The organism is Micromonospora noduli, from assembly GCF_003264475.1.
Taxonomy (GTDB): domain Bacteria; phylum Actinomycetota; class Actinomycetes; order Mycobacteriales; family Micromonosporaceae; genus Micromonospora; species Micromonospora noduli.
In genome coordinates, this window is the sequence record NZ_PYAC01000001.1 from 446973 (window position 1) to 471625 (window position 24653).

Annotated in this window: 19 protein-coding genes; 7 read left to right on the forward strand and 12 right to left on the reverse strand. The window is 71.3% G+C overall.

The features are described 5' to 3' along the window. Positions 1-153 precede the first annotated feature (153 nt). From MED15_RS02005 to MED15_RS02020, 4 genes are read left to right on the forward strand one after another with little or no spacing between them, the layout of a single operon-like run. Positions 154-1080, forward strand: a complete 927-nt coding sequence (locus MED15_RS02005; protein WP_112725425.1) for a hypothetical protein — start codon at positions 154-156, stop codon at positions 1078-1080. Further along, positions 1077-1529 (forward strand): ABA4-like family protein, encoded by a 453-nt coding sequence (locus tag MED15_RS02010; RefSeq protein WP_112725426.1) that lies wholly within the window; start codon positions 1077-1079, stop codon positions 1527-1529. The genes MED15_RS02005 and MED15_RS02010 overlap by 4 nt, the downstream gene beginning before the upstream one ends. A gap of 5 nt (positions 1530-1534) precedes the next feature. Continuing rightward, positions 1535-2785 (forward strand): sensor histidine kinase, encoded by a 1251-nt coding sequence (locus tag MED15_RS02015; protein ID WP_112725537.1) that lies wholly within the window; start codon positions 1535-1537, stop codon positions 2783-2785. Then, entirely contained in the window at positions 2782-3408 is a 627-nt protein-coding gene (locus tag MED15_RS02020) for a response regulator transcription factor (protein ID WP_112605650.1), read from the forward strand. Before MED15_RS02015 ends, MED15_RS02020 begins: the two co-directional genes overlap by 4 nt. Positions 3409-3411: 3 nt before the next feature. Here the strand turns inward: MED15_RS02020 and MED15_RS02025 are convergent, their stop codons facing one another. Next, entirely contained in the window at positions 3412-4128 is a 717-nt protein-coding gene (locus MED15_RS02025) for a YoaK family protein (protein WP_167457548.1), read from the reverse strand. 70 nt (positions 4129-4198) lie between these two features. Here MED15_RS02025 and MED15_RS33155 point away from each other — a divergent pair, with 70 nt between their 5' ends. Next, positions 4199-4879 (forward strand): GntR family transcriptional regulator, encoded by a 681-nt coding sequence (locus MED15_RS33155; protein WP_167457549.1) that lies wholly within the window; start codon positions 4199-4201, stop codon positions 4877-4879. A gap of 23 nt (positions 4880-4902) precedes the next feature. On the opposite strand, the gene MED15_RS02040 is transcribed toward MED15_RS33155, so the two are convergent. From MED15_RS02040 to MED15_RS02080, 9 genes are all read right to left on the reverse strand, one after another. Continuing rightward, entirely contained in the window at positions 4903-6693 is a 1791-nt protein-coding gene (locus MED15_RS02040; protein ID WP_112734656.1) for a gamma-glutamyltransferase family protein, read from the reverse strand. Next, a complete protein-coding gene (locus MED15_RS02045; RefSeq protein WP_112734657.1) occupies positions 6690-7691 on the reverse strand; it encodes an ABC transporter ATP-binding protein in 1002 nt (333 codons plus the stop codon). The genes MED15_RS02040 and MED15_RS02045 overlap by 4 nt, the downstream gene beginning before the upstream one ends. Then, positions 7688-8704, reverse strand: coding sequence for an ABC transporter ATP-binding protein (locus MED15_RS02050; RefSeq protein ID WP_112602902.1), 1017 nt, complete (start codon positions 8702-8704; stop codon positions 7688-7690). The genes MED15_RS02045 and MED15_RS02050 overlap by 4 nt, the downstream gene beginning before the upstream one ends. After that, complete coding sequence (locus MED15_RS02055) at positions 8701-9588, reverse strand: ABC transporter permease (protein ID WP_112602900.1); 888 nt, start codon at positions 9586-9588, stop codon at positions 8701-8703. Before MED15_RS02055 ends, MED15_RS02050 begins: the two co-directional genes overlap by 4 nt. Beyond that, a complete protein-coding gene (locus MED15_RS02060; RefSeq protein ID WP_091399352.1) occupies positions 9585-10541 on the reverse strand; it encodes an ABC transporter permease in 957 nt (318 codons plus the stop codon). Before MED15_RS02060 ends, MED15_RS02055 begins: the two co-directional genes overlap by 4 nt. A gap of 6 nt (positions 10542-10547) precedes the next feature. Continuing rightward, positions 10548-12224 (reverse strand): ABC transporter substrate-binding protein, encoded by a 1677-nt coding sequence (locus tag MED15_RS02065; protein WP_112734658.1) that lies wholly within the window; start codon positions 12222-12224, stop codon positions 10548-10550. A 117-nt stretch (positions 12225-12341) separates the two neighbouring features. Further along, positions 12342-13529 carry an MFS transporter gene (locus MED15_RS02070; RefSeq protein ID WP_208646450.1) on the reverse strand — a complete coding sequence of 396 codons (1188 nt, stop codon included), beginning with the start codon at positions 13527-13529 and terminating at the stop codon, positions 12342-12344. Positions 13530-13761: 232 nt separating this feature from the next. Further along, a complete protein-coding gene (locus MED15_RS02075; protein ID WP_112734660.1) occupies positions 13762-17790 on the reverse strand; it encodes a discoidin domain-containing protein in 4029 nt (1342 codons plus the stop codon). Between the two features lie 167 nt (positions 17791-17957). Next, positions 17958-18524 carry a TetR/AcrR family transcriptional regulator gene (locus MED15_RS02080; protein WP_225854983.1) on the reverse strand — a complete coding sequence of 189 codons (567 nt, stop codon included), beginning with the start codon at positions 18522-18524 and terminating at the stop codon, positions 17958-17960. 112 nt (positions 18525-18636) lie between these two features. On the opposite strand from MED15_RS02080, the gene MED15_RS02085 reads away from it, so the two are divergent. Next, complete coding sequence (locus tag MED15_RS02085; RefSeq protein WP_112734661.1) at positions 18637-20037, forward strand: MFS transporter; 1401 nt, start codon at positions 18637-18639, stop codon at positions 20035-20037. Positions 20038-20290: 253 nt separating this feature from the next. Next, entirely contained in the window at positions 20291-20923 is a 633-nt protein-coding gene (locus MED15_RS02090; protein WP_112734662.1) for an MBL fold metallo-hydrolase, read from the forward strand. A gap of 233 nt (positions 20924-21156) precedes the next feature. On the opposite strand, the gene MED15_RS02095 is transcribed toward MED15_RS02090, so the two are convergent. Continuing rightward, complete coding sequence (locus MED15_RS02095) at positions 21157-23091, reverse strand: Na+/H+ antiporter NhaA (protein WP_112589336.1); 1935 nt, start codon at positions 23089-23091, stop codon at positions 21157-21159. Between the two features lie 43 nt (positions 23092-23134). After that, on the reverse strand, positions 23135-24640 hold the full coding sequence (locus MED15_RS02100; protein WP_112589334.1) for a tripartite tricarboxylate transporter permease: 1506 nt from the start codon (positions 24638-24640) through the stop codon (positions 23135-23137). Positions 24641-24653: the final 13 nt, after the last annotated feature.

A 24653-nucleotide genomic window follows, 5' to 3' on the forward strand; every position in this document is an offset into this window, starting at 1 on the left:
CCCGTCGGCAGGCCGGCCATTGTGCCAGCTCCACCGAGCGGCTTCGACGGGTTTCCTCTCCTACCCAGGGAGGAGGCGGGCTCCGACCAGCGGCTGGAACCGGGGCCCGGGGTCGGACGCGATCGGTGTGCGCGGCCGCGAACATCTACAGGCATGACTACTGTTGTGCGCCGGGCGGCGCGTTGGAACCGCCCGCTGATGTTCCTGGTATCCGTGATGGCGGTGCTGGCCGTCGTCACCGTGGTCGGCATCCTCGTCGACCCGCGCGTCCTCACCGGGGCGCCGATCTGGCTGAAGCCGTTCAAGTTCGCGGTGTCGTTCGTGCTCTACGGCGCGACGCTCGCCTGGATGCTCTCCCTGCTGCCGCGACGCAGCCGGGCCGTCGAGAGGGCGGTCGTCGTCATCGTCGCGGTGGCGGTCGTCGAGAACGCGGTGATCGTCGGTCAGGTGATACGCGGGCAGACCAGTCACTTCAACGACACCACCCCCCTGAACACCGCGCTGTTCGCGGCGATGGGCGCGGCGATCATGGTGCTGTTCTTCGCGCACCTCGTCATCGGGATCGTGGTCCTGATCCAGCGGATCCCCGATCGGGTCGCCGCGACCGCCGTCGGGTGGGGGCTCGGTCTGTCCCTGCTGGGCATGCTCGCGGCGGTGCCGATGGCGCTGCCGATGCAGGACCCGGGGATCGAGGGCATCGGTGGGGCGCACAGCGTCGGCGTGCCCGACGGTGGGCCGGGATTGCCACTGGTGGGCTGGAGCACTACAGGCGGTGACCTGCGGATCGGGCACTTCGTGGGGCTGCACGCCCTCCAGGCGTTGCCGATCCTGGCGATCCTGCTGAGCCGGTTCGCGACGCGGTTGGACGAGCGCACCCGCGCCCGGCTGCTGGTCGTCGCGGGCGTCGCGTACGGCGTACTCACCGTGCTGTTGACCTGGCAGGCCCTGCGCGAACAGCCGCTGCTGCGGCCGGACGCCGTCACGCTCGCCGCGGTCGCGGCCCTGGTGGTCGCGACGGCGACCGCTACCGGCCTGGTGCTGGCCCGCCGCCGTCGCCCGGAACTGGCGCTGGCCGCATGACCGGGACGCTGTTCTCCCTGACGTTCGCGGTGGCCGCGCCGTTCTGGGCGCTGATGATCCTGCTGCCGCGCTGGTCGTGGACCGCCCGGATCATCGCCTCACCGCTGATCGTGCTGCCGGTCGTGGTGATCTACGCGCTGCTGGTGCTCCCGGCGTTCAACGACGTGCTGCCGGCCGTGGCGTCGCCGACCCTGGCCGGGGTACGCGACCTGCTCGGCACCTCCGACGGGGCCGCGGCGGGTTGGGCCCACATGATCGCGTTCGATCTGTTCGTCGGACGGTGGGCGTGGTTGGACAGCCGCGATCGGGGGGTGCCGGCGCTGGTGATGGCTCCGGTGCTGCTGCTGACCATCCTGCTCGGACCGCTCGGCCTGGCCGCGTACCTCGCGGTCCGGACCCGGTGGCGGCGGCCGACGGCCGTCGCCACCGGCCCGCAGCACCTAGGCTGACCACCGTGAGCTGGCCGGGGCGACTGTTCGACATGCGGGACACCCTCGTGCGGATGGTGCTGCTCGATCTCAGCGGGTTGTGCTACCTGCTCTTCGTTCCGCACTCCACCAGCACGCCCACGACGACACAGTGGATCCTCGCGGTCCTCGCGTTCACAGTGGCGCTGGCGGCGCACCGTCGGCCGGTGGTCAACCTGGTGGCGCAGGCCGCCCTGCTGACGGTCGCGATCAGCCTGGTCGACGACTTCACCATCAACCAGGTCGGCGCGAGTTGGGCCCTGCTCGAGATCACCATGCGGGCGCGTCGCCCCCGGACCATCTGGCTGTCCACCGCGCTGCTGGTCGTGGTCGACCTGACCGACTCGGTGGGCGACCCAGCCGGCAGGGTCGTCTCCGGCGTCGTCGGACTGGCCCTGGAGGTCGGTGTGCCGGTGCTGCTCGGCCTCGTCATCCGGACCAACCGGGAGCTGAGTCGGCAGGCCGTGGAGCGGGCGGTGGCCGAGCAACGCCAGCACGCGTCGGAGAGTCGTGCGGCGCGCGCCGACGAACGCAGCGCCATCGCCCGCGAGCTGCACGACGTCGTCGCGCACCACGTGGCGTCGATGGTCCTGCGGGTCGGCGTGGCCCGGCACGTGCTCACCGACCTGGACCCCCGGGTGGGCGAGGTCTTCGACGACGTGCACGGCACCGGCACCGCGGCCCTCGCGGAGCTGCGCCGGCTGGTCGCGGTGCTGCGCGACCCCGACGGGGTACGCGGCGACGCGGCGCTGACCGCGATCGAACCGTCCGCGCTGCCGGCGGCGATCGGCGCGTCCATCGACCGGGCCCGGCAGGCGGGTGTCACGGTGGAGGCCGATCTCGACCCGGCGATCGGTTCGCTCGACGCGGTGCGCGGCATGGCGGTGCTGCGACTGACCCAGGAGGCGCTGATCAACGTGGCCAAACACGCGGGAACCTCCGCGCTCGCGCACCTCGTGGTCGCTGTCCGGGACGGCGCCGTGCACTGGGAGGTCACCGACAACGGGCGCGGCGGGATGCCGGCGGGCGTGCCGGCCGGTGGCGGGCACGGCATCACCGGGATGCGCGAGCGTGTCGAGGTCCTCGGCGGCCGGCTGGAGGCGGGCCCGACCGACACCGGGTGGCGGGTGCGTACCGTCCTTCCGGCCGTGGCCGCCGCGTCCGCCGACGCACCGGTCGGGTCGGTGCCCCGCGAACGGGAGGCCCCGGCCGGGTCGCCCGCGCCGGAGCCGGCGTGATCCGGGTGCTGCTGGTCGACGACCAGCACCTCATCCGGGCCGGGCTGCGCATGCTCTGCGACGCCCAACCCGACATCGAGGTCGTCGGGGAGGCCGACAGCGGCCGTGAGGCGATCCCGCTGGCCGGGCGGCTCCTCCCCGACGTCGTCGTCATGGACCTGCGGATGCCCGGTGTCGACGGGATCACCGCGACCAGCCGGATCCTCGCCGAACGCCCCGCCACCCGCGTCCTGGTGCTGACCACGTTCGGCGACGACGACCACCTCTACCCAGCGCTGACCGCCGGGGCGTGTGGGTTCCTGCTCAAGGACGCACCCCCGACCGAGCTGCTGGACGGCATCCGCCGGGCCGCCGTCGGCGACAGCCCGTTCAGCCCCGAGGTGCTGCGCCGCCTCGTGCAACGCGCGGTGCACGCCCGCCCCGGGTCACCACCGGCCCTGCCGGGCCTGACCGCCCGGGAACGGGACGTGCTCAACCTGGTCGCCGAGGGCCTGTCCAACACCGAGATCGCCGACCAGCTCCACATCGGTGTCACCACGGTCAAGACCCACATCACCAGCCTGATGACCAAGACCGACAGCCCCAACCGGGTACGTCTGGCCCTGTTCGCTCGCGGCGTCTGACGCTCAGGCCCGCATCCGCGCGGACACGGCGATGACGAGCAGCAGCGGCACGATCAGCAGAGCCGGGGCGACGACCGGCAGGTGCAGGGCGACCAGAGCGCCGACCGCCGCGCCGACCATGAGGGCCAGCAGCACCTGAGCCTTGGGGCGCAGGCTGGCCCACGGGCTGCGCGCGGCGACCCCGGCGATCAGGCTGGTGAGGGTGCCGGTCAGGTAGGTGGAGGACAGGCCGGACACGCCGAAGCGTTGGATCGCACTGCTCTGCACGCCCAGCGCGACAGCGGACAGCATCAGCAGCGCCAGGTGGACACCCGCGTCGGGGGTGTGCAGGGTGACCTCCCAGACGACGGCGAACACCACGAACACCGACAGCTCCAGGACCAGCGCCCAGGTGACCCGCCGGGGCCAGACCGGATCGTCGGGCTGCGCCGAGCCGACGACGCGGGCGCCCGCGAGGACACCGACGATGAAGCTGACGATGGCGCAGCCCGACGTCAGAGCCAGGTCGGCCTCGCCCCGGCCGGCCGAGAGCCCGAGCAGGACCATGTTGCCGGTCATCACGCTGGCGAAGGCGCCGCCGAGGGCGAGGAAGCCGAGAGCGTCGGCGCTGCCGGTGAGGAAGGTGAGGACGACAACGAGCGCCTGCCGTCGCCGCAGCAGGCGCTCGTCTCGGCGCGGAGCGACGCGGGGGTGGGTGACGCGGGGCGCTGTGCTCGACACTGTCGGCCACCTTCCAGTAATTGTTCTTCGTATACACTTTGTTCGGACACGTTCACGGAGAGGCGACCAGGTGGCTGAAGACCTACGGGACAAACTCGGCGCGCAACACCTGCCGCTACGCGATCAGGTCCTCGCCGCGTTGCGGACCGCCATCATCGACGGCGACTACCTGCCCGGGGAACGGCTGACCGAGGACCGGCTCGCCGAGGACTTCGGTGTCTCCCGCAACCCCGTCCGGGAGGCACTGCGCGTCGCCGAGGCGGAGGGGTTCGTCGTGATCCTCCCCCGCCGGGGAGCGGTCGTCGCCTCACCGAGCAGCGGGACCATCACCGACATGTTCGCCGTGCGCCAGCGCCTGGAGACGCTGGCCGCCCGGCTGGCCGCCGAGCGGGCCACCGCGGCCGACGTGGCGTCCCTGCGCGCTCTTCTCGACCAGGGCCGCGAGGCGACGCAGCGCCACGACCTGGCCCGGGTCGCCGAACTGAACAGTACGCTGCACCTGCGCATCCTCCAGATCAGCGGAAACCCCTGGCTGTCGTCGATCGCCAAGTCGCTCTACCTCCATGTCCAGTGGGTCTTCCGGCTCGGGGCGGCCGAACGCGCGCCACACTCGTGGGCCGAGCACATCCAACTCGTCGACGCCATCGAGTCAGGCGACGGCGACCGCGCCGAGCGGGCCGCGCTCGACCATCTCGACGCGGCATCCGCCGCGGCGTACGAGAACGCCGAAGGCGGCTACGGCGCCCGCTGACGGGCACGCGGCTGCGGCATCGGCTACCGGCCGCACGCGTAGCCCTGCATCCCCCGGGGGTTCGCGCCGGCCGCCAGCACTCCCGTCGCCGGGTCACGGGTCACCGCGCAGAGCCGACCGAGGCTCCACCCGTCGGTGACCCGCACCTCGTGCCCGTACGCCCGCAGGGCCGCGAGCACGCCCTCGTCGAACCGGTCCTCCACCACCAGGACACCGGGCTCCATGTCGCGGGGATAGAACGACCCCGGCAGGCTGACCGTGTGCCACGCCGGCGCGTCGATGGCCTCCTGAAGGCTCTGCCCACCGACGAGGTGCCGCAGCAGGAACGGCAACTGCCACTGGTCCTGCTGGTCGCCACCGGGGGTGCCGCAGGCCAGCACCGGCTCGCCGTCGCGGTGCACCATCGTCGGGCTCAACGTCGTACGCGGGCGGCGGCCCGGCGCCAGCGACGAGGCGAGCCCCTCCTCCAGCCAGAACATCTGCAACCTGCTGCCCAGCGGAAAGCCCAGCTCCGGAATCGTCGGGGAACTCTGCAACCAACCGCCGCTGGGCGTCGCGGAGATCATGTTGCCCCAGCGGTCGACAACGTCCACGTGACAGGTGTCGCCCCGGGTCACCCCGTCCGCCTGCACGGTCGGCTCCCCCGTCGTCGGGTCTGTCGGGTCGGCACGCCGGGTGGCGCCGGGTCGGACGTGGGCGGGCAGGCGCGGCTGCGCCCCGTCCGGACGCCCCGGCCGCAACTCCGCCGACGCGCGGTCGCCGATCAGGGCGGCCCGCTCCCGTGCGTACTGCGGTGAGAGCAACGCCTTGGCGGGCACGTCGGCGCCGTCGCCGTACCAGGCCTCCCGGTCGGCGAAGGCGAGCTTGAGCGCCTCGACCTGGGCGTGCACACCCGCCGCGGCCGCCGGGTCGTACGCGCCCGGGTCGTCGAGCGCGTCCAGTGTGGCCAGGGACTCCAGCAGCACCGGACCCTGGCCCCAGAAACCGGTCTTCGCGACCGAGTAGCCGTGCCAGTCGAGGGTGGCGGGCGGCTCCCAGCTCGCCGAGTACGCGGCCAGATCGTCGCCGGTGACCAGCCCGGCGTGCGGGCGGCCACTGGAGTCCTGGAACGGTCGCCGGCTGAACGCGTCGATCGCCTCGGCGACGAAACCCGTGCTCCAGGCCCGGCGCGCAGCCTCGATCTGGGCCTCCCGGTCGACGCCGGCCGCCCGTCCCGCCTCGACGAGCCGGCGCAGGGTGTCCGCGTACGCCGGGTTGGTGACCAACTCCCCCGCAGCCGGTGGCCGGCCGCCGCGCAGCCAGAGCGCGGCGGAGGTGGGCCAGTGTTCCTCGAACAACGACCGGACGGCCGCCACTGTGTCACCGACCCGGCCCACAAGCGGGTGCCCGGCGCCGGCGTAGCCGATCGCCGGCTCCAGCACCTCGGCGAGCGTGAGCGTGCCGTGCTCGCGCAGCAGCAGGAGCCAGGCGTCCACCGCGCCGGGTACGGCCGCCGCGAGCGGCCCGGCACCCGGGATGAGGTCCATCCCGAGGGACCGGAAGTGCGCGATGGTGGCGCCGGCCGGCGCCGGCCCCTGCCCGCACAGCACCTTCGGTCGGGGGTCCCGCGCGGTGGCCACGATGGCCGGCACCTCGCCGCCCGGCCCGTTCAGGTGCGGCTCGACGACGTGCAGGACGAAACCGGCGGTGACCGCGGCGTCGAAGGCGTTGCCCCCGCGTTCCAGGATGCCCATCGCCGACTGGCTGGCGAGCCAGTGGGTGGAGGACACCATGCCGAAGGTGCCCTGCAACGTGGGTCGGGTGGTGAACGTCATGACAACACCTCACTGGGATCTGCGGTACGAACGTCGGGACCGGTGCCGTCCGGCCGGACCAGGTGGCACGCGGCCATGCCGTCGCCGATGGCGGTCCGCGCCGGCACCTCCGTCGCGCACCTGTCGAAGGCGAGCGGGCACCGGGTCCGGAACCGGCAGCCCGACGGCGGGTCGAGCGCGGACGGCAGGTCGTCGCCGAGCAGCACCGGCTGGCGGTGGCGCTGACGCACCGGGTCGGCCACCGGCGCGGCGGACAGCAGCGCCTGCGTGTACGGGTGTGCTGGCCGGGCGAAGATCCGCTCGCGGCTGCCGGTCTCGACGAGTTGACCCAGGTACATGACCGCGATGTCGTCGGCCAGGTACTCGACAGCGGAGAGGTCGTGGGTGATGAAGAGGCAGGCGAACCCGATGTCGCGTTGCAGGTCGGCGAGGAGGTTGAGCACCGACGCCTGCACTGACACGTCGAGCGCGCTGGTGGGTTCGTCAGCGATGAGCAGCATGGGCTCGGAGATCAGGGCCCGCGCGATGCTGACCCGTTGGCGTTGCCCGCCGGAAAGCTCGTGGGGATAGCGACGGGCCACCTCGGCGCGCAGGCCCACCCGTTCGAGTTGGGGGGCGACGCGGGCGTCCCGCTCGCGCCGGGAGATCCGCTTGCCGGCCAGCCGCAACGGCTCGGCCACGATCTCGCCCACCAGCATGCGCGGGTCCAGTGACGCGGCCGGGTCCTGGAAGACGATCGACACCGCGCCGCGATGGGGACGCAGTCGCCGTCGGGACAGGTGGGTGACGTCCGTGCCCGCGATCCGGACAGTTCCCGCCGTCGGTTCGACGAGCCGCACCACGCATCGGCCCACTGTGGACTTGCCGGAACCGCTCTCCCCCACCAGGGCCGTGACCCGGCCCCGGGGGATGGTCAGGGACACCCCGTCCACGGCACGCACCGGGCCGAAGTGCATCACCAGGTCCGCGATCTCCAGGGCGTTCGGCTGCGGCGTCATCGGTTCGCCTCCTGAGCTGCCGTCGGTGCTGTGAGGCAGGGGTGCCAACAGGCCGCGACATGGTCGGTGCCACCGACATCCTCCAACGGCGGGGCGGCCGCCCGGCACTGCTCGTCGGCGGCCGGGCAGCGATCCGCGAAGGTGCAGGCGTCGGGTTGGCTGGCCAGGACGGGCACCAGCCCGGGGATCTCGGTCAACCGGTCGGTCCCGGCGTGCCGGCCCGGCTGCGGTGACGCCGACAGGAGCCCGGCCGTGTACCGGTGCCGTGGGTGGGCGAACAGGTCGTCCACCGGCGCCCGTTCCACCACCCGGCCCGCGTACATGACGACGACGCGGTCCGCGATGTCGGCGATCACGCCGAGGTCGTGGGTGATGATGAGGACGCTCGTGCCGAGCCGGTCGCGCAGGTCCCGCAGCACCTGGAGGATGCCGGCCTGGACGGTGACGTCCAGCGCGGTGGTCGGCTCGTCGGCCACCAGCACCTTCGGGCCGCAGGCGACAGCCATCGCGATCATCACGCGCTGGCGCATGCCGCCGGAGAGTTGGTGCGGATAGTTGTCGACCCGCTGGGCGGCGGACGGGATCCCGACGAGCGTCAACAGCTCGACGGCGCGGGCCCGCGCCGCCCGTCGGGACATCCGTTCGTGGACCTGGAGCACCTCTCCGATCTGCCGCCCGACGGTGAGCACCGGGTTCAAGGACGTCATCGGCTCCTGGAAGATGTAGGCGATCTCCCGGCCACGGACCCGACGCAGGGCCGACTCGCGGGCCCCGACCAGCTGGGTGCCGTCCAGGCGCACCGACCCGGTGACCCGGGCGCTGCCCGGGAGCAGTCCGGCGATGCTCATCGCGGTGACGCTCTTACCGCACCCCGACTCGCCCACCATTCCGACGATCTCCCCGGCTGCGAGGTCCAGGCTGACCCCGTCGACCGCCGAGACGGTGCCGGTCTCGGTCGGGAACGACACCGACAGGTCGCGGATCTCCAGCACGGGCGCGGAGGCGGTGGTCATCGCCGGTCTCCCTTCGGGTCGAGGGCGTCGCGCAGGGCGTCACCGAAGACGTTGAACGCCAGCGCCAGACCCATGATCACCACGCCGGGGAGAACGGCGGCCCACGGTGCGCGGGCGGCGAACTGCTGGGCGGTGGCCAGCATGGTGCCGAGACTGGGCGCGGGTGGCTGGATGCCGAGGCCGAGGAAGGACAGCACCGCCTCGCCGAGGATCGCGGCCGGGATGGCGACAGTGGCCTGCACCAGGATCACCGAGGTCGCGTTCGGCAGGATGTGCCGGGCCAGCACCCACAGGTCGCTCGCGCCGTCCACGACGGCCGCCGCGACGAAATCCAGCGACTTGAGGCGCAGGGTGTCCGAGCGGACGACCCGGATCACCCCGGGGATCTGGGCGATGCCGATGGCCACCGCGGCGTTGCCGAGGCTGGCGCCCCGGATGGCCGCCAAACCCACCGCCATGATCAGAAACGGAAACGCCAGCAGCAGGTCGGTGAAGCGCGAGATCACCGCGTCCCAGGCCCGGAAGTAGCCAGCGGCGAGCCCGAGCGGCACCCCGATGACCAGTGATGTGGCCACCGCCAGGAGCCCCACCTGCAACGACGCTCTCGCGCCGAGCATGATGCGGGAGAGGACGTCCCGGCCGAGGTCGTCGGTGCCCAGCAGGTGACCGGCAGTGCCGGGAGGTGCGAACGTACGGGCGAAGTCGGTCTGGTCGACCGAGTAGGGCGCGAGCCAGGGCGAGAGCAGCGCGATGACACCTGCCAGCGCGAGCACGACGAAGCTCACCACGGCGAGCGGGTTGCGCTGCAGCCGCCGCAGCACCCGGGTACGCCTGGTGATGCTGGCGGTGCCGGTCTCCGCCATCGGTACGGTGAGGACGGTCATGCCGGATCTCCCGTCACCCGGATGCGTGGATCGATGACCGAGTAGAGCAGGTCCACGAAGAAGTTGATCACGATGTAGGCGGCGGCGGTGAGCAGGACGACGGCCTGGATCACCGGGTAGTCCCGTTGGAACACCGCGTCGATGGTCATCTTGCCGAAGCCCGGCAGCCCGAAGATCTGTTCGGTGACGACAGCGCCCGAGATCAGCCCGCCGAGTTGGAGACCCACGACGGTCACCACCACGATGAGGCTGTTCCGCAGGGCGTGCCGGGTGATGACGGCGCGCGGGCGCAGCCCCTTCGCCTTCGCCGTGCGGACGTAGTCGGAGGAGAGCGAGTCCAACATCGCCGACCGGGTCTGCCGCATGATGATGGCGGCCAGGCCGGTGCCGAGGATCACGGCCGGCAGGACGATGTGGTGCAGGTTGTCCACGGGGTCCTCCAGGATCGGCACGAAGCCGGAGGCGGGGAAGAGCCCGGTCGCCACGGACAGGTAGAGGATCGCCAGCAGCCCCAGCCAGAAGTGCGGCACCGACAGGCCGATCAGGGCCAGGCCGTTGGCGAGCCACTCCGCCGGACGTCCACGACGGACCGCCGCGAGCACCCCGGCGCCGACGCCGAGCGCCGCCGCGATGAGGATCGCCAGGACGGACAGCTCGACGGTCACCGGCAGAGCGGTCGTGAGCATCGACGAGACCGGCGTACCGGTGCGGATCGATACCCCGAAGTCGCCCTGTGCCATGCGCTCCACGTACTGGGCGAACTGCACGGGCAGCGGCTGGTCCAGCCCGTAGTGCCGGCGGATGGCCTCCAGGGCCTCCGGCGACCGGTCCTCACCGGCCAGGGCGAGGGCCGGGTCGCCGGGGAGCGCCCGTACGCCGACGAAGACCACGATCGTCGACAACAGCAGGGTCAGCGCCGACTGCCAGGCGCGGGTGAGCAGATACCGGGCCACGGCGGCCTACTTGCCGAAGCCGGCGAAGGCCGCCCGGATCACGCCGTCCGGGTAGACCTGAAGGCCCTGGATCTGCTTGCTGACGGCGGTCAGGTTGCGCTGCCGGTAGAGGTAGATCAGGGCGTCGTCCTGCTGGAGCAGTGTGACCGCCTGCCCGTACAGCTTCCTGCGCTCCTCCACGTCGCCGGCCTGTCGGGCCTGGGTCAGCACTGTGTCGAGCTGCGGGTTGCTGTAGCCGGCGACGTTCTGGCTGGCACCGGTGCCGACGAAGTTCGTGATGTTGGCGTCCGGGTCGATCCGGCCGCTCCACCCCAGTTGCAGCAGCTCGAAGTTGCCGCGGTCCTGCTCGTCGAGGAGCGACGAGTACTCCACCGGGTTGATCTTCAGGTCGAAGCCGCCGTCCTTGACCATGGACTGCAACGCCTGGGCGAGACGCAGCGTGTCGGGGGTGTTCGAGGCGAGCATCGTCACCGTGTACGGCGTCTGCACGCCGGCCTCGGCCAGCAACTGCTTGGCCTTGGCGGGGTCGTGCGCCGGGCAGGTCTGCGCCTCGGGAGACGAGAACGTGCTCGCGGGCGAGATCGGGGAGCAGGCGGCGGCGTGCAGACCGTTGAAGACCGCGTCGACCAGGGCCTTGCGGTCGATGGCGTGCTCGAAGGCCTGCCGCACCTTGGCGTTCTGGGCGAGGGGGCGGTTGATGGGCTTGGGGGCGGTGCCGACGCCGTCGACGTTGCCGACGTTGATGGTCAGACCCTGGTAGCCGAGGGACTGCGACTGGAGGACGGAGGCCGCCGTGTCCTGCCGGAGCGAGGCGACGTCCTGGGTGGAGACCGAGTCGGCGACCTGCGCGTCGCCGGAGCGCAGGTTGGCGGCGCGGATGCTGGCGTCGGTGAGGATCCGCCACGAGATGGCGTCCAGGTGCACCTTGCTCGCGTCGTAGTAGTTCGGGTCCCGCACCACCTCGATGGAGTTCTGCGGCACCCGCTTCGCGAACTTGAAGGGGCCGACGCAGACCGGCGCCGAGGCGAAGTCGTCGCCCAGGGTCCGCAGCGCCTGCGCACTCATGATCATGCCGGCCCGGTCGGCGAGGGCCCCGAGCAGCGGTGCGAACGGCTGCTTCAGCCGCAGGACGACTGTCTGCGCGTCCGGGGTGTCGACGCCGTCGATGGGGCCGAGTTCGCTCTTGCGCGCCGACCGCGCGTTGGTGAGGTGGCGTTGCAGTGTGGCCTTCACCGCGGCCGAGTCGAACGCCGTGCCGTCCGCGAAGCGCACCCCGGGTCGCAGCGGAATGGTCACCGTCCGGCCGTCGCCGCTCGTGGTGGGCAGCGCCGTCGCGAGCTGCGGTACGACCTGCGCCTGTTCGTTGACGTCGTAGAGCTTCTGGCACATTGCCTGGAAGACGTAGCGGGAGTAGAGGCTTCTCGACAGCGTCGGGTCCAGCGCGTCGGGCTCGGCGGAGAGGGCGATGACCAGCTTGCCGCCCTGCTTCACGGCGGCGGGGTCGGCGGGCGTACCGAAGGAATCCTGGCCTGCCGACTGGTCGCCGCCGGACGGGTCGCCGCCTTCGTTGTTCGACACCGGTGAGCAGGCGACGACAGTGCAGACGACGGCGGCCGCCGCCACCGCGACCCGGAGCAGCCGACGGCGGGGCAGGCTCGTTTCGCGGACGGAGAGGTTCGTCATGGAGAGCTCCTCAAGTGGGCGATTCCGGGAGCGTATGTTGTATACGATGACCGCCGCAAGACCTCCGTAGATGGCTCGCCAGGCACCCCGGGCGCCCTGAACAGGCCTGACCGGCGATCAGCTCGCGGGCCGCGTCCGGCCGCCCCGAACCAGGCTGAGCAGGACGACCAGCGCGAGCACCGCCACCACCGCGCTGAAGACCTCGCCGGCCGGGCGCAGACCGATCGTCTGGATCAGCAGACCGACCCCCACCGCGGGCACACCGAGCATCGCGAACAGGATGGCGAAGAACGTCGACACCGCCTCGGCCCGGTGCTTCGGTTCGGTCTTCATCGTGATCGTCGCGATGCCGTCGCCGACCGCCACCCCGGACGCGACACCGATGATCGCCGCGCTGATGAGCAGCGTCGCCAGCAACGCCATCCACATGCTGAATGCGAGCAGGCCCGCCCCCACGACCAGGCCGGCGCAGGCGCTGGCCAGCGCGGCGCGCGAGGACAGCACGCGGGTCAGCAGCTGACCGAACGCCGCGCCGGCGAACGCCACGAAGACCACCAGCGCGGCCAGGGTGTGTGAGGTCTCGTGCAGGACCATGCCGAGGAACAGCCCGCTCACCGACGTGAGCACACCGAGAGCGGCGAAGCCCGCGCCAGCGGTGATCGCCGAGCGGACGAAGGCGCCCCGGATGGTCGCCGGCACGTGCAACCGCTGCACCCGCACTGTCACCGGCGAACGTTCGCGGACCGTCTCCGGGACCCCGCGCAGCGCGATGATCGCGATAACCGCCAGGACCAGCACGATCACCCAGGGCAGCCGGAGCGGTTCGGGTGCCACGTCCGACACGATCCCGGACAGCAGGGTGCCGGTGGCCAGGCCGCCCAGGTTCGCGAAGATCGACACGGTGGCGGCACGTTTCGGGTGCCGCGGGTCGATCAGCTCCGCCAACGCCGCGGTCGCCGTGCCGATGATCAGTGCGGCGGACAGCCCGGCGAGCACCCGACCCACGATGATCATCGCCAGGTCCACGGCGGCCAGGAACACGGCGTCGGCGGCGACCGAGAGCAGCAGCGCGATGAGGATGACCGGGCGTCGGCCGATCTGGTCGGAGAGCCGACCGAAGACCAGCAGCCCGACGACGACTCCCAGCGCGTACAGCGCGTAGACCACTGTCACTGTCAACGACGAGAACCCGAACTCCAGCTCGTAGAGCGGGTAGAGCGGCGTCGGCACTGTGGTGCCCACGAGCGTGATCCAGAACGCGAACGCGACCCGTACCGCCCCGGACGTGGAACCGGACCGTGTCACACGTACAGCATGGATCTCGGTTCCGAGCCGAGGTGCGGTAACGGACCTAATCCCCCGCATCAGGTGGCAACGCAGGGGTCACGGTGGGAAGCGGCGCGCCATGCGCGTCGGCTGGCCCGGCATGTCGATGTGCTGTAGAGCGGTATACCTCAGAGGCATAAATATACCTCTGAGGTATACCGCTCAATACCGCATCCGCCCGCAGAGCCAGCAAGCCTCGCAGCGCCCTCGTCTAGGAGTTGTACGCCTGTGCGGTCACCGTGACCTGGCGGGCGAGGCCCGACCGGGCAGGCCAGGAGATCCGCACCTCGCGGCTCTCCCCCGGCAGGAGCCAGAAGTAGTTGTCGTCGTAGCGGGCCGGCAGAACCCGCTCACCGCGCTGGTCGCGTACGGCGAGCCGCACCAACGCGGCGACCGTACGACCCTGGTTGCGGACCGTCGTGGTGACGGTGTTGCGCCCGTCCACGACGCGTACCGTGCTCGACGACGTCGACAGTCGGGTGCTCGGCACGTCGTTGAGCGCCCGCAACTGCTCGGCCTTGTCGTAGCGCCAGTAGGTGTTCTCCGCGAGAAGTCGGTCCCGGCTGTCCCGCAGCTCCAGTCGCACCAGGTGCAGCCCGCCCCCGTCCGGCGCGGCGAGCGGGAAGACCGCCGTGGTGGCCGAGCGGGCCACGTCCACCCGCTGACGCTGGGGCGAACCCAGCGACCGGCCGCTCAGGTCGTAGCGTCGGGCGCTGACCGTGACCCCGCTGAGCGGGGCGGCGGTGTGGTTGACCACCCGGACCTGCCAGGTGCCCGGGTCGGCCTGGACGTGCACCGGTTCGCACCCCTTGCGCGCGCCGTAGTAGGCGCCGTTCACGTCGAGGTCGTAGTCGTAGGTCTGCCAGACCGTGCTGTGCCACGCCGGGTGCGACATCCACAGCAGCAGACCGGTGGCGTCCTGCCACAGGTTGGCGTTCCACGCCTCGAACATCGCGCGGTGGCTCTCGTAGTTGACGAACTGCGCCCGGGTGGCGAACTCGTCGAGCGAGTCGGACTCACCGAGCCGGGCGTCGATCGCCGCCTGGTACGTGCCGACACGCTGGTTACCGATGGTCGACCAGTCGTGGTAGTTCCACACCTCACCGATCGGCCACTCCGGCGCGTCACCGACGAGGTTGCGCATGCTCTCGACCACCGACACCACCGGCATGCCGATCTCGGTGTGGAAACCGAACGCGCCAGTGTCGTAGGTGTTCCTGTTGTTGTACGTCGCCGGCTCCACCCAGTGGTACGGACCGTGGCCGCTGACGATGCCGCCGGCCGAGTTGGGGATGTAGAGGATCTCCGGGTGCTCGGTGGCCGCGGCCTGCTTGAGCCCGGCGTCCACGATCGGCGGCGGGTCACCCTCGTTCGCGCCGCACCACACGACGATGCTCGGGTGGTGGCGGAACCGCCGGATCGTGTCGGCGGCGATGTCGACGTAGCCGGGCGGGTTGGGCAGGAACGCGCCCGCCTGCCAGAAGTCGTTCCACACCAGGATGCCCTGCTCGTCGCAGGCCTGGTACAGCTCCTCGCGGTTGCTGCTGCCGAGCCAGTTGCGGATCATCGTGAAGTTCATGTCGCGGTGCATCTCGACGGTGTCGGCCAGCCGGTCGGGCAGCACCCGGCGCAGCAGCTCGTCCCAGCCCCAGTTGCCGCCCCGGGCGAACACCGGCACACCGTTCACGCTGATCTTGAGTTGGGTGACGGCGTTGCTGACCGACTTCACGTCGGTCCACCGCTGCCCGTCGTCCGACACCTGGATGACGAAGTCGCGGGCGTACGCCTGCTCCCAGACGATGGTGACCTGGTCGAAGCTGACCGGAGCGCCGAGGTCGACCTGGATCCACTGGTTGTCCTCGAACTTCGACGACCAGCGGGTGCGGGGGTTGCCGTCGACGGCCCGGTCCGGGCCGTTGGAGTCGCTGTCGGACGACGACGCGGTAGCGGTCCGTCCCAGAGCCAGGTCGAGGTCCGGCTCGGCCTGCCGCTGCACCGAGAGCGCCCACATGGACACGCCCCACGAGGTCACCCGCGCGCCGGTCTGGATCCGCAGGTGCTGCGCGGTCTGGCTGGCGAACGTCTCGACCTGGGTGGCGCGGCTGCCCAACGGGGTGTCGTTGCTGACCGACGTCACGTCGTTCCAGGCGTCCCCGTCGGCGGAGACCTGGACGCGGTAGTCCAGCGCGTACGCCTGCTCCCACACGATGGTGACGCGGTCGAAGTCGACCGCCGCGCCGAGGTCGACCTGGATCCACTGGTTGTCCTCGGCCTGCGAGGCCCACCGGGTCGCCGTGTCGCCGTCGACGGCCTTGCCGGGACCGTTGCCGTCGTTCTCCGACGACGACGCGCTGGCGTCGCGGCGCAGTGCGAGATCCGGGCCGGTGCCGTCGGCCACCGACAGCGAGAACATCGAGATGCCCCACCCGGTGGCGCGCTGGCCGGCCTGGATGCGCACGTGCCGGGCGTGCTGCCTGTCGAACGTGACCGTCTGGGTCGCCGCGCCGTCGACGAACTCCAGCGCAGGCTTGCCGGGCGGCGAGATGACGATCGGCTGGTGCCAGTCGTAGGCGAACTCGCGGACACCGAAACGGAGCGCACGCCGGTCGCTGACCGAGCGCTTCACGGTGGCGGTGAGCGTGAGGTCGTACAGGTGCGGGTCGCCGTAGCCGTTGGGCCACCAGAGCCGGGGGTTGCGCAGCCGCAGCGCGCGGAAGCGCTCCGGCGTGAAGGTGACCGTGGTGCTCCCGCCGGCGGGGACGGTCACCGTGGACTCGACGCGTACCTTGTCGAACTCGGCGCGGACGGTGACGGTGGTGGCGGTGGCCGCCGCGTTTCGGACCGGCACCCGGATGGTGACCTCGGCGGTGTCGGTGCCGGGCAGGTCGGGCAGCGTGGTCTGCACGTGCGGGTCGCCGATGACCACGGCGCCGGTGCTGCGCAGCCGGACGTGGTCCCAGAGGCCGGTGACCCGGTCACGGACGGCGGGCATCCAGTCCCACCCGGACACCGCGAGGTAGGTCGGCGCGTCAAGGTAGTGGTGGGCCGACTGGAGGAAGGTACGACCGTCGGGGCCCTTGTCGCCCGGGGTGCCCGGGTGCGGCATCGGGGTGACCCGGACGGCGAGGACGTGCTCGCCACGGTGACCGGCCAACGCGTCGGTGATGTCGAAGGCCGCCCGCGCGAACGGGTGCTTGACGCTGCCGACCTGCACGCCGTTGACCCACGCGGTCGCCTCGTGGTTGATCCCGTCGAACTCCAGCCAGATCCGACGGACGGGCGAGGTGTCCAGGTCGCGGGGCAGCCTTAGCGCGCGCCGGTACCACCAGGTGTGCCGGGACAGCGCCTCCGGGATGCGCATGTTGTTGAAACCGGCCACCGGGTCGGGCAGGTGACCCTGCTCGACCAGGGTGCCCAGCACGGTGCCGGGCACCGTCGCCGGCAGCCAGGACCGGACGTCGACGCCGGCGCGGGAGAGTTCGGCGCCGTCGGCGGTGCCGGCGAAGTCGTCCATCGTCAACGACCAGCCCGACTCCAGCGGCACCGTGCCGTCGGCGGCGACCCTCAGCTCGGGGGCCGGGCCGGTGTTGCCGCCCTCCCAACTGGTCCAGCCCTCGACCTTCGGCCGGCCGGCCAGCGGTACGCCGTAGACCTGGAAGCCGTTGAGGCCCACCGGGTTGCTGTTCGAGCGCTTCGTGGCGGTCATCCGGATCCACCGGGCGGTGACCGGTTCGGGCAGCTTGATGGTCTGCGCGCCGCCCTGGCCCTCGCTGGTCTCGTACACCGACCGCCAGGCACGGCCGTCGGTGGAGACCTCGATCCGGTACGCCGTCGCGGCGCTGGAGAGGATCTCGTCGCCGTCGGTGTCGGTGTAGTTGCCGTCGAACGGCCCGTCGGTGAGCGTGGCCTCGAAGACCAGGGAGACGGCCTCGATCCGGCACAGCGCCTGGAGGTCCACCGAAATCCACTGTGGATCGCCGTTGGCGGCGCGCCATCCACTCCCCCGGACGCCGACCTGCGGCAGGCCGTCCACGGCGAAGGTCGCCGGCGTCGGCGCGTAGTCGGTCGAGGAGACCGTCACCGGGCGGTACCGGGCCAGGTCGGTGGGGGTGGGGGTCGGCGCCGGCGCGGCGGCGGACGCGAGGGCGTCCGGGAGGGCCGCGGTCACCCCGACCGACGCCAGCAGCGTCGCGCCGGCGGAGAGGAAGGTACGCCGGGAAATCGGCGATGGCTCGGACATCTTGCCTCCAGACATGACAACGTTGTCAGATGGCGGGGGTCTCTGACAACGTTGTCAGATGGTGGCCCGATGTTTCCTGAGAGTCAAGGGTCCGAGTCCATCGTGATTCCCCGAACACGTTCCGCAGCTGTTCCACTTCGGACATCGACCCGCAGGCAGGCCTGAGGTCACTCCGGCTGCGTGCTCAGCCCGTCCAGGGCGACCGCGAGCACGTGATCGCGCTGGTCGGCGCGGGGGAAGTGCCCGGAGGCGATGGCGCTGGTCAGGCGCATGACGTCGTCGATGGTCACGTCGGCGCGCACCTCGCGCGCCCGCTGGGCCCGCTCCAGCAGCGGCCCACCGGCGGCGTAGAGCGCCCGCCGACACTCCAGGTAGGCGGTGGACTCCCGGTTCAGGCCGGCGGCCAGCGGTTGCTTCGCCCCGATGTACTCCACGAAGCGCCGCAGCCATGCGTACAGGCCGTCGCGTGGGGCGAGCCTCTCCGCCTCCCCGGCGGTCGCGCACACCGCCTCGACCTCGGTGACGTAGACGTTCTCGATCAGCACCTCCCGGGTCGGGAAGTTGCGGTAGAGCGTCGCGATGCCCACCCCGGCCCGGCGGGCGATCTCCTCCAGCGGAGCTTCCGCGCCCTGCTCGGCGAAGGCGACCCGGGCAGCCGCCAGGATCGCGTCGTAGTTGCGGGCGGCGTCTGCCCGGTGCGGGCGGGCCACGCGCAGGTGGGTGAGGGCCGTCACGATGCCGATGTCTCCCAGTGCTAGCAACCGGAGGCGAGCTATCACTAGAGTGATAGTAAGCCTCCACTTATTCGGAGGTCTCCTATCAGTCTAGTCCGAAAGTAGGCGGACCATGTCTCCGACTCCCGCTTCCCGCCGCGGGATCCCCTTGGCGCTCATCCTCGGCTCGCAGCTCATGATGACGCTGGACACCTCGATCATCACGACCGCATTGCCGCACGTGCAACGGCAGTTCGGCTTCTCCCAGTCCGGGCTCTCCTGGGTGCAGAACGCCTACGTCCTGGCGTTCGGCGGCCTGCTCCTGCTCGGCGCCCGAGCCGGTGACCTGCTCGGCCGCCGCCGCGTCTTCCTCGCCGGGATCACACTGTTCACTGCGGCGTCCCTCGCCGCCGGCCTCGCTCAGGGCGGCAGCTGGCTGATCACCGCCCGCGTCGTGCAGGGTCTCGCCGCCGCGCTCGCGGTGCCCTCCACGCTCGCGCTGCTGGTCGCCGACCACCCCCAACCGGGGGCCCGAGCCAGGGTGATCGCCCTCTACAGCGGGGTCATCGGTGCTGGCGGCAGCGTCGGCATCGTCATCGGCGGCGTCTTCACCGACCTGCTCTCCTGGCGCTGGGGAATGCTCGTCAACGTTCCGATCGGCATCGCCATCGCGCTGCTCGCACCACGGTTCCTGATCGAGACCGAACGCCGTGCCGGCACGTTCGACCTCGGCGGGGCGTTGACCTCCACCGTCGGCATGACCGCCCTGGTGTACGGCTTCATCCAGGCCGCAGCGGCCGGCTGGGGCGCACCGACCACCGTGGTCGCGTTGGGCCTCGGCACCGGCCTCCTGACCGCCTTCGTGCTGATCGAGCACCGGGCACCGCAGCCCATCACCCCACTGCGACTCTTCCGCAGCCTGGAGCGCTCCGGCGCGTACGCCGGGCGGATCCTCATCGTCGGCGCGACCTCCTCCACCTTCTACTTCCTCAGCCAGTACCTCCAGGAGGTGCTGCACCTCAGCGCCCTACAGACCGGCTTCGCGTACGTGCCCATCACCGGCATGTTCTTCGCCATGGTGTACGCCATCCGGCCCCTGCAGAACCGGCTCGGCCGTCCCATCCTGCTGGTGGCGTCCCTCGTCCTCGCGCTCGCCGGCATGGCGTGGCTGTCGCGCATTTCCACCGGCTCCAGCTACTTCCCGGACGTGCTGCTGCCCCTACTGGTGATCGGAATCGGCCAGGGCATCGCCATCATCCTGATGACCCAGGGCGGCGTCGCCGGAGTCGAACCGCAGGACGCCGGCGCCGCGTCCGGCCTCGTCAACGTCGCCCACCAACTCGGCGGCTCACTCGGCATCGCGATCCTCACCATCGCGTACACCCGTGCCAGCTCCACCACCGACCCGACGGCGGGCTTCCACGCGGCCTTCACCGGCGCGGACGTCTTCTTCCTGATCGCCCTGGCCCTGGCCGTCGTCGTGGCCGTCGCGGGCCGCCGCGCCAACCGGCTCGCCGCCCTTCCGGTCACCTGACCGCCCGCGCGGGCGGCGGGGCTGCGAGAGTGCCGGACTGCGGGTACGCGGCCGTGGACTGCGGGACCTTGGTGGTGACTCCGGGGCTCCGCGGCTCCGGGGCTCCGGGGCCTCGCGGCCCGGGTCCTCGCGGCGCAGGGGCGGCAGGCTTGACGGGTTGCCTTTGGAGCTGATGTCCCAAACGAATCAGGCCGCCCGACACAGCCTGATCGAGCGGACCCCCGCCTTCGACCGTCCCTGCCATAGTGGGCGCATGCGGTTGATCAAGTATGGCCACGCCTGTGTGCGCCTCGAGGCGGACGACCGGGTGCTGGTAATCGACCCGGGGACGTTCTCGGAGGCCGAGGCGCTCGACGGGGTCGACGAGGTGCTGGTGACGCACGAGCACCCCGACCACCTCGACATCGCCAAGCTCGTGGCGGCGAGTCAGCGCAACTCCGCGTTCCGGGTGTACCTGCCGTCGGCAGTGATCGAGTCGGCCCCCGAACTGGGCAGCGCAGCGGTCGCCGTCGACGCGGGGCAGCGGTTCACGGCGGCCGGGTTCGCCGTCGACGTCGTGGGCGGGGAACACGCCGAGATCTACGACGGTCTGCCCGGCTGCGCCAACGTCGGTTTCGTCGTCGACGGCACGGTCTACCACCCGGGCGACTCGCTGTTTGTCCCGCCGTCGCCGGTGGCGACGCTGCTCGTGCCGGCTGCCGCACCCTGGCTCAAGCTCAGCGAGGCGTTGGACTTCGTGCGGGCGGTGCGGCCGAAGCGGGCGTTCCCGATCCACGATGCCACGCTCAACGAGCTCGGCCAGGAGTACTTCGACGGCTGGTTGGACCTCAAGGGCGGCACTGAATACGCGCGCATCCCGGTCGGGGAGTCGGTGACAATCCGCTAAGCCGTTACCGACCGACCCACGCTCCTGGCCGGCGATGCGGCAACAACCCATGCTGTCCACGCGCCGCCTGGGCGGTGATGTCGTCAACGATTCAGCTCCGAAGGCAGCGACCGCCACCTCCTCCACCCGCGCGGCAGCACCCGCACAGCTGCCGATCGGACCCGAAGGCTCGTCGGCGACCCACTCCGTACCCGTTGACCACCGCGCCGGGTGGCGACCACGCGCCCGCGCGATCAGCTCGCCGGGCCGGTCTCCCGGCGGCCGGGATTCCGAGGGTGGTACTCGGGACGGAGCTTCGCGCTCGCGAACGCCGACTTCACCGCCGCCGAGAGCGCAGCGATGTCGTACGCGCCGTGGTGCCGCCGGCCGTTGATGAAGAAGGTAGGGGTGCCGGTGACGCCGCTGAGGTCGGCCGAGTCGACGTCCTCGGCGATCCGGTCCACGCCCATTCGCTTCACCATGTGCTCCCGGAACCCGTCCAGGTCCAGGCCGAGCTGTTCGGCGTAACCGAGCAGGTCAGTGGGGTTGAGAGCGTCCTGGTGGGCGAGCAGCAGATCGTGCATCTCCCAGAACGCTCCCTGCTCCCCCGCCGCCTCGGCGGCCTCGGCGGCGAGTTGGGCATGGGGGTGGACGTCGGTGAGCGGCAGGTGCCGCCAGACGTACCGGATGTTGGCGAAGTCCGCCAGCAGCTCCCGGACCACCGGCTCGGCCTGCCCGCAGTAGGGGCACTCGAAGTCGCCGTACTCCACCACCGTCACCGGCGCCTCAAGCGACCCCCGCAGGTGGTCGCGCTCCGCGTCGACCGGCAGCATCAGGTCGACGATCCCCTCGGCGACGCCCAGCAGCGCGCGGGTCCGCCGCGCCGGCGAGAGCCGTCTGACGGAGCGGAACACCAGCCAGGTGACGAGGGACGCGCCGAGCGTCGCCACGAGAATGCCGAACTTCGCCTCGTCAAGGGCCGGGCCGCTCAGGGCATGGGTGGCGATCAGAAGCGCGACGGTGAAGCCGATGCCGGAGATCGTGCCGACCCCCGCGACGGCAACCCAACCGACGGGCGGCCGGAACCGGTTACCGCTCAGCCTGGTCACCAGCCACGCGGCGACCACGATCCCGGCGGGCTTGCCGACAACGTACGCGACCACGACCCCCAGCGTGACCGGAGAGGTCACGGCCCGGGCCAGCAGGTCGCCGTCGATCACGATGCCGACGTTGGCCAGCGCGAACAGTGGCACCACCACGTAGCTCGCCAACGGGTGGTAGAGCGTCTGCAACCGTTCGTTGGGCGACAGCGCCGAGGTGAGTCCGGCCCGGGCCATCCGGGCGAGCTGCGGGGTGGGCTGTTCCCGGAAGAGGCGGAACTGGTCGCTGGCCCTCTGCAGATCGCTGCGGCCGGGAGCGTAGGCGTAGGTCAGCAACCCCATCACCAGACCCACCGCGACCGGGTCGACACCGGACATCGAGACGGCGAGCCAGGCCGCCACCCCGAGCAGCGCGTAGACCGGGCCGAACCGCACCCCGCAGCCCCGCACTAGCAGTACGACGCCGAAGATCGCCGCCGCGACGATCAGCGCCGTCAGCGAGGGGTGGTGCGGGTACGCGATGGCCAGCACCGCGATCGCCACCACATCGTCGACGACGGCGACGGTCAGCAGGAAACCCCGCAGCCGTTCCGAGAAGCGCGGCCCGAAGACGGCCAGCGCTCCGAGCGCGAGCGCCGTGTCGGTGGCCATCACCGCGCCCCAGCCCGCCGCGGTGGTGTGCCCGGCGTTGATGGCGAGGTAGATCGCGATCGGCACGAGCATGCCGCCGACCCCGGCCAGTATCGGCAACGCCAGGCGACGCCGCTCCCGCAACTCGCCGATGTCGAACTCGCGGCGCAACTCCAGCCCCGCGACCAGGAAGAAGAACGTCATCAGGCCGCTGTTGATCCAGGTACGCACGTCATGCGCCACCTGCCAGTCGCCGAGCTGGATCGACAAGGAGGTGTTCCAGACCGACTCGTACGACGATGCGCTGAGGTTCGCCCAGCCGAGAGCCACCACCGCGGCGATCAGCACCACCCGCGCGCCGCCGGTCTCGGTACGCAGGAACGAGCGCAGCGGGGCGTTGAACCGCCTGTCCCAGACAGTCCGGCTGGTCCAGCCCCGGGGCGTGTTGTCGCTCGTCACGGGAACAATCTTCGTCGACCTGACCGTCACGTGGTTCGGATTGCTACTCCTCCTCGGCGAAGACGACAGCGCGGCGCCGGCGGATCGTCGGCAGGACGGCGACGACGAGCGCGGCGAGCGCCAGGGCCAGCAGCGCGGCGGAGATCGGCCGGGTCACGAAGACCGACGGGTCGCCGCGGGAGATGATGAGCGCCCGCCGCAGGTTCTCCTCCAGCAGCGGGCCGAGGACGAAGCCGAGCAGCAGGGGCGCCGGCTCGCACCCGCACTTGATCAGGACGTAGCCCAGGATCCCGAAGAACGCGATGGCGTAGACGTCGTACGCGTTGAAGTTCAGTGAGTAGGTGCCGATCGCGGCGAACAGGATGATCATCGGGAAGAGCACCTGGTACGGGATGCGCAGCATGCGCACCCAGAGGCCGATCAGCGGCAGGTTCAGCAGCAGCAGGAGCACGTTGCCGATCCACATCGACGCGATCAGGCCCCAGAACAGCGCCGGCTCGTCGTTGATGACGTTCGGGCCCGGGGTGATGCCGTGGACGATGAACGCGCCGATCATCAGTGCCATCACCGGGTGGGCGGGCAGGCCCAGGGTGAGCAGCGGAATGAACGAGGTCTGCGCGGCGGCGTTGTTCGCCGACTCGGGGCCGGCGACGCCCTCGATCGCGCCCCGCCCGAACTCCTGCGGACGCTTCGAGATGCGCTTCTCGACCGCGTACGAGGTGAACGAGGCGAGCACGTGACCGCCGCCGGGCAGGACACCGAGCGCGGCGCCGAGACCGGTGCCCCGCAGGATCGGGGCGACGATCCGACGCCGGTCCTCGCGGGTCGGCCAGAGGTTGGTCACCTTGCTGACGATCGCCGTACGGGTCTGCTCGTTCTCCAGGTTGCGCAGGATCTCGGCCACCCCGAACAGGCCCACGGCGACCGACACGAAGTCGATGCCGCCGTACAGCTCGCGCTGCTCGAACACGAAGCGGGGGGTTCCGGTGTAGATGTCCTGGCCGACCGTGCCGAGCAGCACGCCGAGCGCGATCATCGCCAGTGCCTTGAGCGCCGTGCCCCGCGCCAGCGCGATCGACACGATCAGGCCGAACAGCACGAGTGAGAAGTAGTCGGCCGGGCCGAATTTCAGCGCGACACTGGCCAGGGGCGGGGCCGCGGCGGCCAGCGCCACGGTGGCGACAGTGCCCGCGACGAAGGACCCGATCGCTGCGGCTGCCAGGGCGGGACCGGCCCGTCCCTGGCGGGCCATCTCGTGCCCGTCCAGTGCGGTGACCGCCGCTGACGACTCACCGGGCAGGTTGATCAGGATGGCGGTCGTCGAGCCGCCGTACTGTGCCCCGTAGTAGATGCCGGCCAGCATGATCAGCGCGGTGACCGGCTCGAAGCTGAACGTGATCGGCAGCAGCATCGCCACCGTGGCCGTGGGCCCGATGCCGGGCAGCACGCCGACCGCGGTCCCGAGCAGCACTCCCACGAAGCAGTAGAGGACGTTCTGGACCAGCAGGGCCGTCGAGAAGCCCAGCGCGAGGTTGTCGAGGAGTTCCATGCCTCAATCCGGT

Excerpts from the sequence above, each read along its gene's own strand:
- MED15_RS02005 (WP_112725425.1), top strand. The coding sequence starts at position 154 with ATGACTACTGTTGTGCGCCGGGCGGCGCGTTGGAACCGCCCGCTGATG.
- MED15_RS02010 (WP_112725426.1), top strand. The coding sequence starts at position 1,077 with ATGACCGGGACGCTGTTCTCCCTGACGTTCGCGGTGGCCGCGCCGTTC.
- MED15_RS02040 (WP_112734656.1), bottom strand. The coding sequence starts at position 6,693 with ATGACGTTCACCACCCGACCCACGTTGCAGGGCACCTTCGGCATGGTG.
- MED15_RS02045 (WP_112734657.1), bottom strand. The coding sequence starts at position 7,691 with ATGACGCCGCAGCCGAACGCCCTGGAGATCGCGGACCTGGTGATGCAC.
- MED15_RS02050 (WP_112602902.1), bottom strand. The coding sequence starts at position 8,704 with ATGACCACCGCCTCCGCGCCCGTGCTGGAGATCCGCGACCTGTCGGTG.
- MED15_RS02055 (WP_112602900.1), bottom strand. The coding sequence starts at position 9,588 with ATGACCGTCCTCACCGTACCGATGGCGGAGACCGGCACCGCCAGCATC.
- MED15_RS02065 (WP_112734658.1), bottom strand. The coding sequence starts at position 12,224 with ATGACGAACCTCTCCGTCCGCGAAACGAGCCTGCCCCGCCGTCGGCTG.
- MED15_RS02075 (WP_112734660.1), bottom strand. The coding sequence starts at position 17,790 with ATGTCCGAGCCATCGCCGATTTCCCGGCGTACCTTCCTCTCCGCCGGC.
- MED15_RS02085 (WP_112734661.1), top strand. The coding sequence starts at position 18,637 with ATGTCTCCGACTCCCGCTTCCCGCCGCGGGATCCCCTTGGCGCTCATC.
- MED15_RS02090 (WP_112734662.1), top strand. The coding sequence starts at position 20,291 with ATGCGGTTGATCAAGTATGGCCACGCCTGTGTGCGCCTCGAGGCGGAC.
- MED15_RS02100 (WP_112589334.1), bottom strand. The coding sequence starts at position 24,640 with ATGGAACTCCTCGACAACCTCGCGCTGGGCTTCTCGACGGCCCTGCTG.